At 71.3% G+C, this 14,091-nt stretch carries 9 protein-coding genes; 2 read left to right on the plus strand and 7 right to left on the minus strand.

Annotation, left to right across the window (positions count from 1 at the left end):
* The first annotated feature begins 168 nt into the window (after positions 1 to 168).
* Positions 169 to 396: a DUF7455 domain-containing protein gene (locus OG828_RS14210; protein ID WP_328355339.1), complete on the plus strand. Its 228-nt coding sequence runs from the start codon at positions 169 to 171 to the stop codon at positions 394 to 396.
* Between the two features lie 104 nt (positions 397 to 500).
* Here OG828_RS14210 and OG828_RS14215 read toward each other — a convergent pair whose 3' ends face one another.
* The 7 genes from OG828_RS14215 to OG828_RS14245 form a co-directional block, all read right to left on the minus strand.
* Positions 501 to 1,370 carry a S1 family peptidase gene (locus tag OG828_RS14215; RefSeq protein ID WP_328355342.1) on the minus strand — a complete coding sequence of 290 codons (870 nt, stop codon included), beginning with the start codon at positions 1,368 to 1,370 and terminating at the stop codon, positions 501 to 503.
* Between the two features lie 130 nt (positions 1,371 to 1,500).
* A complete protein-coding gene (locus OG828_RS14220) occupies positions 1,501 to 3,042 on the minus strand; it encodes an RNA polymerase sigma factor (protein WP_328355345.1) in 1,542 nt (513 codons plus the stop codon).
* 424 nt (positions 3,043 to 3,466) lie between these two features.
* Positions 3,467 to 4,354, minus strand: coding sequence for a FadR/GntR family transcriptional regulator (locus OG828_RS14225; RefSeq protein WP_328355347.1), 888 nt, complete (start codon positions 4,352 to 4,354; stop codon positions 3,467 to 3,469).
* Positions 4,355 to 4,517: 163 nt separating this feature from the next.
* On the minus strand, positions 4,518 to 6,686 hold the full coding sequence (locus OG828_RS14230; RefSeq protein WP_328501336.1) for an ABC transporter ATP-binding protein: 2,169 nt from the start codon (positions 6,684 to 6,686) through the stop codon (positions 4,518 to 4,520).
* A 112-nt stretch (positions 6,687 to 6,798) separates the two neighbouring features.
* Entirely contained in the window at positions 6,799 to 7,557 is a 759-nt protein-coding gene (locus OG828_RS14235) for an NUDIX hydrolase (protein ID WP_301984782.1), read from the minus strand.
* A 130-nt stretch (positions 7,558 to 7,687) separates the two neighbouring features.
* Positions 7,688 to 9,628 carry a glycogen debranching N-terminal domain-containing protein gene (locus tag OG828_RS14240; protein WP_443062502.1) on the minus strand — a complete coding sequence of 647 codons (1,941 nt, stop codon included), beginning with the start codon at positions 9,626 to 9,628 and terminating at the stop codon, positions 7,688 to 7,690.
* A 503-nt stretch (positions 9,629 to 10,131) separates the two neighbouring features.
* The gene (locus OG828_RS14245; protein ID WP_328501338.1) at positions 10,132 to 11,775 is read right to left on the minus strand and encodes a DUF4192 domain-containing protein; all 1,644 of its coding nucleotides are present in this window, start codon (positions 11,773 to 11,775) and stop codon (positions 10,132 to 10,134) included.
* Positions 11,776 to 11,916: 141 nt separating this feature from the next.
* Here OG828_RS14245 and OG828_RS14250 point away from each other — a divergent pair, with 141 nt between their 5' ends.
* A complete protein-coding gene (locus OG828_RS14250) occupies positions 11,917 to 14,082 on the plus strand; it encodes a RecQ family ATP-dependent DNA helicase (RefSeq protein WP_328501339.1) in 2,166 nt (721 codons plus the stop codon).
* Positions 14,083 to 14,091: the final 9 nt, after the last annotated feature.

Below are 14,091 nucleotides of genomic sequence, written 5' to 3' on the forward strand. Positions count from 1 at the left end.
GAAACCGTAAGACACATAGACACGCAATACGGCACATTCGCCGCCAACCGGCAGCAGCCGGCCGCCCGCGAAGATTTTTTTCAAGGGAAAGCCACGAGCGGGAACGTTTTCGGGCTGGTTGGATGTTGACCCTGGTACGACAGCTCGTCGAGCTAGAGAAGAGGCGACGTGACTACTGTTCTGACCCCCGCGAGCCCGCTGACGGCCGCCGATCGCTGCGACCGCTGCGGCGCCCAGGCATACCTGCGCGTCGTCCTGCTGAGCGGCGGAGAACTGCTCTTCTGCGCCCACCACGGTCGCAAGTTCGAGCCGGAACTCAAGAAGATCGCCGCTGAGATACAGGACGAGACGGAGCGACTGACCGCCGCTCCGGCAGCCGCCGAAGAAGAGCGCTGACATCTCGCGTCCACGACGAGCCAGCACCGGCACAGGCCGGCCCGCGGGCGGCGCCCCTGAGAAAAGCCAGGGGCGCCGCCCGCGCTCGTACCCCCAGACCCTCCTCAGACCCGGCCAGGCGCCCCGGTACGCCTCGCCCCCGGGCTGCCGCCCCAGCCCAGCGTGCGCATGACCTCGGACACGCGCGTATAGACACCGGGGCTCTCAGCACGCCCACAGCCGCTCCCCCAGGACACGAGCCCGATCAGCTTCCCCCGTGCGACGAGCGGCCCTCCGCTGTCCCCCTGACAGGCATCGTGGCCACCTTTCTCCTCCCCGGCACACACCATGATGTCGGCGCCATAGGTGCCTTCGGCACTGCCCGGATACGCCTGCTCGCAGAGGGCATCACGAAGCACATGCACGCGTGCCCCCCGTAGGCTGCGTGCGTAGTCGCCGGAGCCGGTGACATCACCCCAGCCGTAGACAGTGGCCGCCGTGCCCGGTTCGTACGCCTGATCGCCGGCGGCTGCCATCGGGACGACCGAGCTCTTCGGGAGGGCCTGCGCAAGGGTGACCACCGCGAAGTCGCCGGCGTTGCTGACGCTGTCGTAGTCAGGGTTCACCCAGGTGTCGCGTACGGCGATCTCCCGTCCCTGGTCGGAGAGCAGGTCCGTACGCCCTGTGATGACCTTGAGGTCGCGCACCTGGTCCGGGGGCGCGTTCAGGACGTCCTCGCCCAGACAGTGAGCCGCGGTGAGCACGGTGGTGGGGCCCACCACCACGCCGTCACAGAACTGCCCCGCGCGCGTACCCCCGAACCGGTCACGGCTGGACAGCGCCACGGTCCACGGGCTCTCGGATATCTCGACCGGGAAACCACCGACGACGACGTTGTCCGCGGACACCGGGACGGCGGACACTGCCGTTACGGCGGTGGCGGCGACCGCGAGAACCAGCGGCCGGGTCAGCCCCCGGGAAAAAGGAAAACGCATACACGTTCCTCACTCTGGGGTGGTCATGGAAAACCCAGGGTGATTCACAACTCCGACCCCCGCACCCGCTCAGCGCGAAGGCCCGGCTCCCCTGGAGGGAGCCGGGCCTTCGGCGTCGTACGACCGCGACCTAGTCGAGGTAGTCGCGCAGCACCTGCGAACGGGACGGGTGGCGCAGCTTCGACATGGTCTTGGACTCGATCTGGCGGATGCGCTCGCGCGTGACGCCGTACACCTTGCCGATCTCGTCGAGGGTCTTCGGCTGACCGTCGGTGAGACCGAACCGCATGGAGACGACGCCCGCCTCGCGCTCGGACAGGGTGTCGAGGACGGAGTGCAGCTGTTCCTGGAGGAGCGTGAAGCTCACCGCGTCGGCCGGGACGACGGCCTCGGAGTCCTCGATGAGGTCACCGAACTCGCTGTCGCCGTCCTCGCCCAGGGGGGTGTGGAGGGAGATCGGCTCGCGGCCGTACTTCTGGACCTCGATGACCTTCTCCGGGGTCATGTCGAGTTCCTTGGCCAGCTCCTCCGGGGTGGGCTCGCGGCCCAGATCCTGGAGCATCTGACGCTGCACGCGCGCGAGCTTGTTGATGACCTCGACCATGTGCACCGGGATACGGATGGTGCGGGCCTGGTCGGCCATCGCGCGGGTGATCGCCTGGCGGATCCACCAGGTGGCGTACGTGGAGAACTTGTAGCCCTTGGTGTAGTCGAACTTCTCGACCGCGCGGATCAGACCGAGGTTGCCCTCCTGGATGAGGTCCAGGAAGAGCATGCCGCGGCCGGTGTAGCGCTTGGCCAGGGAGACCACCAGGCGGAGGTTGGCCTCCAGGAGGTGGTTCTTGGCGCGGCGGCCGTCCTCGGCGATGATCTCCAGCTCGCGCTTGAGCTTGGGGGCGAGCTTGTCGGCGTTGGCCAGCTTGTCCTCGGCGAAGAGACCGGCCTCGATGCGCTTGGCGAGCTCGACCTCCTGCTCGGCGTTGAGCAGCGGGACCTTGCCGATCTGCTTGAGGTAGTCCTTGACGGGGTCGGCCGTGGCACCGGCCGCGGCGACCTGCTGCGCGGGCGCGTCGTCCTCGTCCTCGTCGGACAGCACGAACCCGGCGCTCTCGCCGCCCTCGGGCTCCTCGCCCGGCTTGGCTGCTGCTTCCTCGAGGACTTCCTCTTCGCCCAGCTCGGCGTCGTCCTTCTTGGCGGCGGCCGTGGTCTTCTTGGCCGCCGTCTTCTTGGCAACGGTCTTCTTCGCGGCCGCCTTCTTGGCGGTCGTCTTCTTGGCAGCGGCCTTCGTCGCGGACGCCTCGTCCTCGACGGGCGGGTCGACGACGGGTGCCGTCGGTGTGGCGGTGGCGGTGGCCTTCTTGGCGGTCACCGTCTTCGCCGCGACCGTCTTGGTGGCGGTGCGCTTGGCCGGACTCTTCGCTGCGACGCTCTTACGGGTGCGCTTGGGCTCCGCGGCACTGACCATCAGCGTCACACCCTCTTCCTCGAGGATCTGGTTGAGGCTGCGCAGTACGTTCTTCCACTGAGTGGCCGGAATCTGGTCAGCTTCGAAGGCCCGACGCACGTCATCGCCGGCGATCTGCCCCTCAGCCTTTCCCCGCTCAATGAGCGCCATGACAGAGACGGACTCGGCGATCTCCGGCGGGAGCGTACGGGATGTGCTGGCCGACACGAACAACCTCTCGGAACGTTGGAAAACGGCTTCCGGCCCCGTCCACGGCGGACAGGAGCCGACCGCCGACTGGGGGATGAGCCGACGGTGCGGGCGGGGGCCGGGAAGATGCACAGCGCCTTGAACGGCGTCCGTATTCCCTCCGCGGCTGTCACCTCTTAGGTCATCGCACTGTTCCCACGAGCGTTACGCCCAATCTGCGTGGCCCGAGTCACACCCCGTAAGCCTCAAAGCGGTCAGATGCGAGTAAATGAGGTCAACCGTGCCTGTGACGGACCCGTGCCGTGTGCCTTTCCGCTCGATCGCGCCGTCGGACCCCGCAGGAACCCGAGGGGTCCTGCGGGGTCCGACAGGGGGCGGTCCGCCGACCGGCATTGCCACAGGAGGGGGAGGCAATCCCGGTCCGCGCCGCCCGTGGTGCGCGTCAGTGCTCGCGCGGCGCGGGGACCACGCGCTCCACCTCAGGATGGACGGTGAGCAATTGGCGCATCGCGGCCTCGGCGGCCGGGCCGTCGCCGGCGGCGAGGGCGTCGGCGATCCTGCCGTGATGCGCCAGCGACGTCTCGTTCGGCCTGTCACACCCCGTGACGGGGCCGCCGGAAACCTGGAGGGCGGCCGACACGATCCCGGAGAGGTGCTCCAGCATGCGGTTGCCCGCGACCTGGATGAGCAGGGAGTGGAACTCGGCGTCCGCGCGGGAGAAGGTGAGCGCGTCGCCTTGCCCCATGGCGTGGCCCATGATCTCGACCATGTCCGCGAGCCGCTGCTGGATGTCCTCGCGCCCGTGCCCGGCGGCGAGGCGCGCGGCCAGCGGCTCGATCGTCCAGCGCAGTTCGCTCAGCTCGCGTCGCTGGTCGTCGCGCTGCGGCCCGAAGGCGCGCCATTCGATGATGTCCGGGTCGAGGAGGTTCCAGTCACTGACGGGACGCACGCGCGTGCCGACGTTCGGGCGGGCACTGACCAGGCCCTTGGCCTCCAGGACGCGGAGCGACTCACGGACGACGGTGCGGGAGACCTCGAAGCGCTGGCCGATCTCCTCGGGCACCAGCGGACGGTCGGCGCCCAGATCGCCCGAGACGATCATCTGGCCGAGCTGCTGGACGAGTTGGCCGTGCAGCCCGCGTCCGCGGCTGCCGGCGGCACGCCGGCCCACCCGGCCCAGCTCCGGATCGGCGCCGTCCCAGGCGGGGGCCCCGACACGGTCGGCGGGGGGCGCCTCGGCGTAGGGATAGCGGTCGAGTTCGCCCGGGCCGGCGAGACCAGAGTCTGCGGAGCGGGCGGCGGTCATCATGGTGTGCGCAAGGGTACTCACGGAACCTTTGTCGGCGCCGTCTCCAACTCCCTTGAGGTCTTTGGTGAAAAGCACACGAAAGGGTGATCGCTCACCCCGTCGCAATTGACGCCTTATCGGAAAGAAATGGGCTTTCCCCGGGGGAGTTGTGCGCAGGGCGGGATCGGAAGGGCTCGGACGGTCGTCATCGGACCCTGCTGCGCAGGGTCGTGAGCAGATATACGCAGAGCAGGACGGACAGTGACAACGCCAATGCGCCGCCCACGGGTTGACCGACCACCCGGGCCGCCGCGGCCAGATATCGCTCTCCGCCGAAGGGCCACTGCATGAGAAGCACCTCGCGCAGCCGCATGGGAAACCCTGCCGCCGTTCGCACAGCCGGTCCCTCCAGGACCTTGTGTACGAGAGGTACGACGAGAATCGGTACGGAGACCACGGCGGCGAGCCCGGCCGTGGTGGACCGGAAGACACCGGCGGCCAGCACTCCGGCCCAGGCGCAGCCGACCACGAGACCGAGCCAACTCGCGCTCAGCGACAGCCAGTCGGCGGGAACCTGTGCGAGCTCCCGTCCGTATACGAGATAGAGCGCTTCGGCGTTGCAGCCGACCGTGAGGAAGGCCAGCAGCAGCGCGGTGGCCGCGGTGACGAGGAGTTTGGCGGCGAGCAGCCCCAGTCGGCGGGGCACGGTGCCGCGGTCCGCCGCCAGGGCGGGGTGGCGGAACTCGTCGCCGAAGGAGAGCGCGCCGAGCAGGCCGGCGCCGAGCGCCGCGGGCGGCAGCGGTAGCTCCTGCGGCCACGCGGCCAGCAGACGCGGCTGCGGAGTGTGCCCGATGCGGGCCAGGATGACGGCGGTGAGGACGGACACAGCGAGTACGACGGCCCCGGTGATGAACCCCGTGCTGATTCCCGCGGCGCGGCGCAGCTCGTAGCGGAGCGGGCGGAGGGGGCTGGGCGAGGGACGGACGGAGATGGGGGGTGGCAGCGCGGGCGGGGCGTCGAGGGTGCGGACTTCGCCGTGACTGCCGGAGCGCGTTCGCGCGCGGCCGGCCGCGACGCGTGCATCGTCGGAGACCTGCGCTCCCGCGGTCGTTTCGGTGGAGATCTGCGGCTCGTCGGCCGAGGGGGGTGACGCGTCGACAGGCTCGGAGGCGGTCTGCGGTGCGTCGACAGCTGCCCGGGTTGCGTCTTCTGCGTTCCGCGACGCGTCGAGAGGCGCCCGGGGAGCGCCCACTGCGCTCTTCGACGCGTCGAAGGGAGGCCGGTGTGCGTCAGCGGAGGTCTGCGAGGCGTCTAGCGGCGCTCCCGGGGCGTCCCCGGTGTCGAGCGGCGCCGCCGATGCATCCCCGGCGTCCAGCGACGGCTCAGGCGGCGCCGGAGAGTTCTCGGTCTGTCGCGGCACGTCCGGTGCACGATCGGCCGTGACCGGGGACGGTTGGCGGGGGGTTTGCGGTTCCTGCGCGGGTACGGCCGCCGCGCCGGCCCCCATGTCCCCGATCTCATCGGCGAGTTGATGCACGAGGATGCCGTGGCGGAACGCGGTCTCGCCGACGTCGGCGCAGGTACTGCCGTACACGGAGAGCCGGTTGCCTCCCTCGCGCACGATTTCGACGGAGCGCTGTCCGGTGCGGGCCTCCTTGGTGAGCAGGGCGGCGAGGCGTGCGGCGTGCGGGCTGCGGACGGCGACCCGGGGGCGGAGCCGGGTGCGGGCGAACTCGGCGGCCTCCTGGTCTGCGACGAGCCTGCCCTGCTCCAGCGTGACGACGCGGTCGGCGGTGCGCGCGGCTTCCTTGGGGTCGGCAGTGGTGTGCAGGACCGTGCCCCCCTGGGAGGCGTGCGCGCGCAGCATGGCGTGCAGCCAACGGATCTCGCGGGCGGTGAGGCCGTCGGCGGGGTCGTCGAGCACGAGCGTGTGCGGGTCGCAGAGCAGGGCACAGGCGAGGCCGAGGCGGCGGTCCATGCCGCGTGAGAGGGTGCCCAGACGCTCGTCACGCAGGCTGACCAGGCCGACCACCTCAAGGACCTCGTCGGCGCGGCGCACGGGCAGGCCCGCGGCGGCACACAGCATGCGAAGGTGCCCTCGTACGGTCCGGGCGGGGTGTCCGGGTACGTCGCCGAGGAGTACGCCGACCTCACGCGAGGGATGGGCGATGCGGTGCAGGGGGCGGCCCCTGAAGTAGGTGATTCCGCGGCCCGGTTGAAGTTCGAGCATCAGTCTGAGCGCCGTCGTCTTGCCTGCCCCCGGCGCGCCGAGCAGCGCGGTGACGTGGCCCGCGCGCGCCTCGAAGGTGACGTCGTCGACGGCGGGTGGAAGCTCCTTGCGGGGGTTGCTGGTCAATCCGAAGACCTCGATCACCCGCAGCAAGATAGCGCGCTATGTCCAGTTTTTCTGGTATGTCACAGCCCGCTCACCGGCGGTGGTCGGCCGGATCGCACTTTTGTTCGCCTCTCACTCCCGGTACCCGGCGTCACACCTCGGGGCGCAGCATCGGAGGGTTGAGCAGCGTGGCGCCGCCGGCCCGGAAGAGCTGGGCCGGGCGACCGCCCTGCCGGGTGGTGGTGCCGCCGGTGGGGACGAGGAAGCCCGGCGTGCCCGTCACCTTGCGGTGGAAGTTGCGCGGGTCGAGCGCGACGCCCCACACCGCCTCGTAGACACGGCGCAGCTCGCCGACGGTGAACTCGGTGGGGCAGAACGCCGTGGCCAGGGACGAGTACTCGATCTTGGATCGGGCGCGCTCCACCCCGTCCGACAGGATCTGTGCGTGGTCGAAGGCGAGCGGCGCCACGGGTTCGCCGTCGCGGCCGTAGCCGCTCTGCTGCAGCAGTTCCTCGACCGGCGCCCAGCGCGCATTGCTGGCGTCGCCGCCCGCTCGGGGGGCCGGCAGGTCGGGGGCGAGCGCCAGGTGCGCGACGCTGACCACCCGCATCCGGGGATCCCGCTTGGGGTCGCCGTACGTCGCGAGCTGCTCGAGGTGGGCGCCGTTGTCCTGGACGGGAACAGCCGGATCATGGGCGCGCAGCCCGGTCTCCTCGGCCAGCTCGCGGGCTGCCGCCTGCGCCAGGTCCTCGTCGGCCCGTACGAAGCCTCCAGGGAGCGCCCAGCGTCCCTGGAACGGCGGTTCGCCCCTGCGTACCGCCAGCGCGCACAGGGCATGGCGACGCACGGTCAGCACGACCAGGTCCACGGTGACGGCGAAGGGCGGAAAGGCTGACGGGTCGTAGGGCATGCGGCGATCATAGTCGTCTGCCTGACGATAAACACTCCCTTCGTCGGCCGCATCGATTGCTGATCCACTTTGGCTCGGTATGGGTTTCACCCTGCTCCCCCGGCAGTCAGCGGTGCCGCGGCATACGAGGTCACCCTCCCAATTGCAGCTGATCGGCCGCTTCCTCGACCATGGCGAGGCCGAGTCTGCTGACCCGTACGGAGAAGGGGGCGTCCGCCACACGCAGTCCGGTCAGGACGACCTCTCCCAGGGGTGCGCTGCCCATGGGGCGCAGCGTGACCGTCCCGGCGGGTGCGTCGGGGCGGATGCCGGCGAGGGTGGTCAGCAGCAGCACACCGGCAGCCGCAGCCGTGGCCGCCGGGCGGCAGGCTGCGGGGTGTGGGAGAGGGGCGCTCCCGTCGGTGCGCTGCTCCCCCGCGTACATCTCGGGCAGGCGGTGGCCGAAGGTCTCGGCCGCGGACAGTACGCCCCGCAACAGGGCTCCCGCTTCCTTCTCGTACCCGGCCGCGGTCAGCCCGGCCACAGCGACGGCCGTCTCCTGGACGCGCACGGCCCCGGTACGGTGGCCGAACGAGTTGTACCCCGGCTCCCTCGCGCCCAGCCCGCGCAGGCCCCAGCCCGAGTCCATGGCCGGGCCCCCGAGCAGCCGGGCGAGCTGTTCGGTCTGCACCTTGTCGAGCAGACCGGCTGCCTGCCGACCTCCGCCGCTCAGGCCGGTGTCGAGGAGGTGGACGGCGGACGCGCCCAGGTGCGGCACGAGCCGGCCGTCCGGGGTACGGGCGGCTGCCGGCCTGCCGCCACCCAGGTCGTCGACCCAGAAATCCGCCCGGAACGCCGTCCGCAAGGCCTCGGCCCACTGCCTCAGCCCCGCCCCGCCCGGTCTGCCGGAGTCGTCGAGCAGATCGGCGCCGAGCAGTGCGGCACGATGCGCGTGCGCCTGTGTCTCGCAGCGGAAGGGCCCGCCGGGGTACGGGTCGCGTAGGTACGGGCCGTCGCCCACCGTGGTGCGCAGCCAGGTCAGACAGCGGTCGGCAGCGGGGAGCAGTTCCTGTGTCTCGTGTTCGGACAGGCCCCAGCGGCGGGCCTCGGCCAGGAGTACGGGGAAGAGGAGCGTGGCCTCCGTGCCCGTACAGGCCGGCGGCAGATGAGGGCCCGCGTCCCGTCGCGGGCCCGGGATCATGCCGAACCGGGTTCCCGGGCCGTCGAGTTGGGTGCGGGCGAGGGTGCGCAGTGTGCCCGCGGCCAGCCGGGTGCCGAGGGGCAGCGTCATCCGGGCGGCGGCCAGTGCGTCCGCCGGAGCGAGGCCACAGCGCCACGGCACGCCGGCGGCCAGGTGCGTGTCCACCGGGTGGGCGGGGTCGCGCAGCAACAGGGACTGGAGGTCCTCGATGCTCGTGCGCAGGAGTGTCTGGACTCCGGGGTTGTCTCCCGCCGCCCGGGCGGGTGACAGGGGGCTCGTCGCTGCACGGCCCACGGCCCGGAGGGGCCCCGCTCCGTCGGGTCGTACCCGCAGCTCCACGCTCGTGCTGCCGCCCGGGGGTAGTTCGAGGTCCCAGCGCAGCAGCCCCGCGGAGGCCAGTGCATCGTGCGGTGCTGGGACGGCCGTGACCGAGGACTTCCCGGTGGCGCAGGACCAGCGCAGGCCGGAGTCGTGGACGCTGGCCGGCAGTTCATGCCCCGAGTTGCCGCTCGCGATCGTGGCCAGGTCGGCCAGATCCGTGCCGAGCGCCACCTCCACGGACAGGCGCAGTGGACGGAGTGCCGCACTGTGCAAGGTGATCCGCTCTGTACCGTCCGCGCCGCGGATGCGCTCGACGACGACGTCCGGGTCTGGACCGGTGTGTGCGGAGGTGCGCAGGGTGCCCACGAAACGGGCGGTGTCGGCCGCGGTCATCCTGGCCTGCACCGCGAGTGGCTCGCGGCCGGCCACCCGAACCTGGCAGCGGGAGAGCACACGTCGACCCGCGCGGTAGAACCCCTCCAGCCCGTGACCGGTCAGCTGTCCCTGTTCCGTGGAGATGGCGAAACCGGGGAGCGCGACGCAGACCAGAGCGGTGTGGGCGGGTGGCAGGTCCAAGGGCCGACCCGGGGTCGGCGGTGGGGCGGCGCGAGACGGGACCGGAGCCGGACCGCGTGCCTGAGCCTGGGGCCGGGACGGTGCCCAGCCATGAGAACCGCTCGGGAACCCGGACCTGCGGGTGCCGGCCCTGTCCGCGCACGACGGTGGACCAGCGCCCGGAGCGGACCCGCCGTGCGTGCGGCGCTCGTCGTCGACAACGGCGGCGGGCGGAGTCGGCTGATACATGGGCGGCTCCTTCTGCGCTCTGGGCGCCTCGGGCGTGTTGACGCCGTGCTGGATGCGTCCGGAGTGACATGGGTGGTGCGGCGGCCATGCCCGTCCAGGCGTTCCGCCACTCAGGTGAACGGCATGGGGCTGTTCGGGGTAACGCCCGCGGCAGGGCGACTCGATCGAGTGATGACGGTCTGGGCCGCCCACCGCCGACTGCCCCGGTTGTCGAACCGTCCCCACTTCGCTGCCGCCGTCCGTCCGAGTGCGGCCACCCGTGCTTCCGCTCACGTGTCTTCCTCTTGGCTGTCGCCCTTGGCGTGCAGGTCTCCCGGATTGCCGGTGCCATGGGCCACTCCCTTGGCTGAGGCACGCGTGCGCGTGCCGCCCGCACGAGCAGCCGCCGGGCGCGCAACGCCCGCAGCCGTCGTGCGCGGCCGGGAGGGCTTCGGCCTCGGCTCTCGCGCCTTGGGCTTCGCGGAGCGAGGTGAGTCGTCGCCCGCACTCGTGGGCCGTGGACGGCGTCGGCGGCGTGAGGCCGACGCCGATGTGGGCGCCGCGCATGGGTCCGACTCGGCGGCCTCGCTCAGCGCCGGCTCCTGCGTGGCCTCCGCGCTGCCGGCTCGCATCGGCTCACGACCATCGCGTTCCGCACGCAGGCAGCGGCGGATCGACTCCGGGTCCAGCCCCTCGTTGCAGGCCTGATGCAGCAGACGGGCGAAGAGGTAACCGGGGTCCGCGCCGAGCGCCATCGCGAGGGCTTCCCTGGCCTCCAGATCGTCGCCCGTCGACCAGGCGACCCACCCGGCAAGCGTGAGCGGCGGCGCGGCATGTTCGCTGTACGGGCCGACGCAGCGGCGGGCCAGGGCTCGCCAGAGGCGCAGCGCCGGACCGGCCTCGTCGCCCTCCATCCACTCGGCCGCGCGATCACGCGTCGTACGGTCCTGCAGGCCGAGAATCAGCGTCGCGGCTTCGTCGTGTCCGAGCAGTCCGTCGTCGCGCAGGTCGGCCATGACCGTGCCGGACACGGACGGGGCTGCGGCCAGACGGCTCATGACCTGCCGGGCAAGATCGAGCGTCTCCTGGGCCACGCCGGCCCTGCTTTCGTCGTCGAGGATCCGGGGGACGAGGCTCCTTCCGGCGGTGTCCAGAGCAACCTCCTGCTCCAGAGCGGCCGCCGTTTCCCAGGGCAGGAGCCTGGCCCGCAGTTCGCGCAGAGAGCCGCGCACCTGGAGGCCCGCATACGTGGCAGCGGCGGCCAGCACGGAAGTGCCGGGCAGGCCCATGGGCGTGCCTTCGGGCGGGCAGCATTGCCTGTTCACGCAGCAGTACGACCAGAAGCGGCCGTCCGAGATGCACAGTGCCTCGATCACCGGCACGTCCAGCAGACCGCACTCGACGCGCAGCCGCTGAGCCAGCGGCTGCAGTCGCTCCATGACCTGGCGGCCGGATTCCGCGCTCCCCGGTTCCTGGCAGACGTAGGCGACCAACTGTTCCGGGCGGGCACCCCGGCGCTCGCTGCCCGTCACCAGCCCGTGGGCCAACTGCCGGGCCGCGGAGGGCCAGTCGTCCGGGTTCGCGGGAATGCCGAGTCGAGCCCGGCCGCCGAAGCGTCCGCGGCCACCCCTGTCGTGGAGGGCGACCAGGACGACGCTGTCCTCTGGGCGGTAGCCGAGCAGATACGGCAGGGCGTCGGCCAGTTCGGCCGGGGTGCGGAGGGTGACCTGGTGCTCGCCGGGATGGCCGTCATACAGGGCGGGTGGGTTGTGCGCGTCAGGGGCGCTGTACGCCTCAGGACCGTGGGTCTCGCTGGGGCCGAAGGGCTCGTGGCCTCCGCCGGGCTCGTCCATCGCCCCGTGCACATCGAGCCCCTCGCGCCCGGCCATGTCCTCGTTTTCAGGAGATCCAGTCGCTTCGCTGTGATTCGTCATGCGCCGACGATCTCCCGGATTGAGGGACTCCGCTTTGGCCTGTGGATAAGTCCGATCAGGGACACGCCAATCCGGTCGGCGAGAACCCTCATCGTCCACAGCCGACCCGGATTGTCAGCGCCGTCCTGTTGTATGGGACGCATGGAGCACACGAGCAACGCGGATCTCCGGGCGGCCGCCGACGCGGTCCTCGCCCGCCTCGTCGGGGACGCCACAGGCACGGCCAGGCTGCGCGAGGACCAGTGGCGGGCGATCGAGGCGTTGGTGGCGGACAAACGCCGAGCCCTCGTCGTCCAGCGCACGGGGTGGGGCAAGTCGGCGGTGTACTTCGTCGCCACCTCGTTGCTCCGCGCCCAGGGCAGCGGCCCCACCGTGATCGTCTCCCCACTGCTCGCGCTGATGCGCAACCAGGTCGAGGCCGCGGCCCGTGCCGGTATCCACGCGCGGACCATCAACTCCTCCAACACCGAGGAGTGGGACATGGTCCAGAGCGAGATCGCCGCGGGCGAGGTCGATGTCCTGCTGGTCAGCCCGGAGCGGCTCAACAACCCGGATTTCCGCGACCAGGTGCTGCCCAAACTCGCCGCCGCGACCGGACTCCTCGTGGTCGACGAGGCGCACTGCATCTCCGACTGGGGTCACGACTTCCGCCCGGACTACCGACGGCTTCGCACGATGCTGATGGACCTCCCACCCGGTGTGCCGGTACTCGCGACCACGGCCACGGCCAACGCGCGTGTGACCGCCGATGTCGCCGAGCAGCTCGGCACCGGGGGCACCTCGGACGCCCTCGTGCTGCGCGGGCCGCTGGACCGGGAGAGCCTGAGCCTGAGCGTGCTCCGGTTGCCGGACGCCGCGCACCGGATGGCCTGGCTCGCCGACCACCTCGACGAGCTGCCGGGCTCCGGAATCATCTACACACTCACCGTGGCCGCCGCCGAGGAGGTCACCGCCTTCCTGCGGCAGCGCGGACACATCGTCGCCCCGTACACGGGCAGGACGGAGAACGCCGACCGGCAGCAGGCCGAGGAGGACCTGATCGCCAACCGGGTCAAGGCGCTGGTCGCCACCTCCGCGCTCGGCATGGGCTTCGACAAGCCCGACCTCGGATTCGTGGTGCACTTGGGCTCGCCCTCGTCGCCCATCGCCTACTACCAGCAGGTGGGCCGAGCGGGACGAGGCGTCGAGCACGCCGAAGTACTCCTGCTCCCGGGCAAGGAGGACGAGGCGATCTGGGAGTACTTCGCCTCGCTCGCCTTTCCCCCGGAGGACCTGGTGCGGCGCACGCTCGACGTCCTCGCGGGCGCGGAGCGCCCTCTTTCGCTGCCCGCTCTGGAGCCGTTGGTGGAGCTGCGCCGGTCCCGCCTGGAGACCATGCTCAAGGTCCTCGACGTGGACGGGGCGGTCAAGCGGGTCAAGGGCGGCTGGATCGCGACCGGGCAGCCGTGGACGTACGAGACGGAGCGGTACGACTGGGTGGCCCGGCAGCGCAAGGCCGAACAACAGGCGATGCGCGAGTACGCGTCGGCGACGGGCTGCCGTATGGAGTTCCTGCAACGCCAACTGGACGACGAAGGGGCAAAGCCCTGCGGACGCTGCGACAACTGCGCGGGCACGCGCTTCACCGCCGACATGTCCCCGGCCGCTCTGGACGCCGCGCGCGACGACCTCGGCCGGGCGGGCGTCGAGGTGGAACCGCGCAGGATGTGGCCGACCGGGCTGCCGGCGATCGGCGTCGATCTCAAGGGCCGCATTCCCGTCGGTGAGCAGGCCGCGCCCGGCAGGGCTCTCGGACGGCTGTCGGACATCGGCTGGGGCAACCGGCTCCGGCCGATGCTGGCCCCGCACGCCTCGGACGGCCCGGTACCGGACGACGTGGCAAAGGCTGTCGTCGGCGTGCTGGCCGACTGGGCCAAAGGGCCCGGCGGCTGGGCCCAGGGGGCAACGGACGCCCAGGCGCGTCCCGTCGGTGTCGTGACCATCGCCTCGCGCTCCCGGCCGCAACTGATCAACTCCCTCGGCGCGCACATCTCGGAGGTGGGCCGACTGCCACTGCTGGGCTCCGTCGAGTACGCGGGCGACGGGTATCAGGTCTCACGGAGCAACAGCGCCCAGCGGCTCAAAGCCCTCGACGGCGTGCTGACCCTGCCGCCGGCCCTTGCCTCTGCTCTGTCCGGCATCGGGGGTCCCGTTCTCCTGGTGGACGACTTCACCGAGACCGGTTGGACACTCGCGGTCGCAGCGCGCATGATCCGGCGTGCCGGCGCCCAGGGAGTGCTACCGCTGGTCCTGGCAGTCCAGGGTTGATCACATCCA

Origin of the sequence: Streptomyces sp. NBC_00457 (genome assembly GCF_036014015.1) — a bacterium.
Lineage (GTDB): Bacteria > Actinomycetota > Actinomycetes > Streptomycetales > Streptomycetaceae > Streptomyces.

Coding starts and splice junctions, on each gene's coding strand:
- OG828_RS14250 (WP_328501339.1), top strand. CDS start 11,917: ATGGAGCACACGAGCAACGCGGATCTCCGGGCGGCCGCCGACGCGGTC.
- OG828_RS14235 (WP_301984782.1), bottom strand. CDS start 7,557: ATGCCCTACGACCCGTCAGCCTTTCCGCCCTTCGCCGTCACCGTGGAC.
- OG828_RS14245 (WP_328501338.1), bottom strand. CDS start 11,775: ATGACGAATCACAGCGAAGCGACTGGATCTCCTGAAAACGAGGACATG.
- OG828_RS14215 (WP_328355342.1), bottom strand. CDS start 1,370: ATGCGTTTTCCTTTTTCCCGGGGGCTGACCCGGCCGCTGGTTCTCGCG.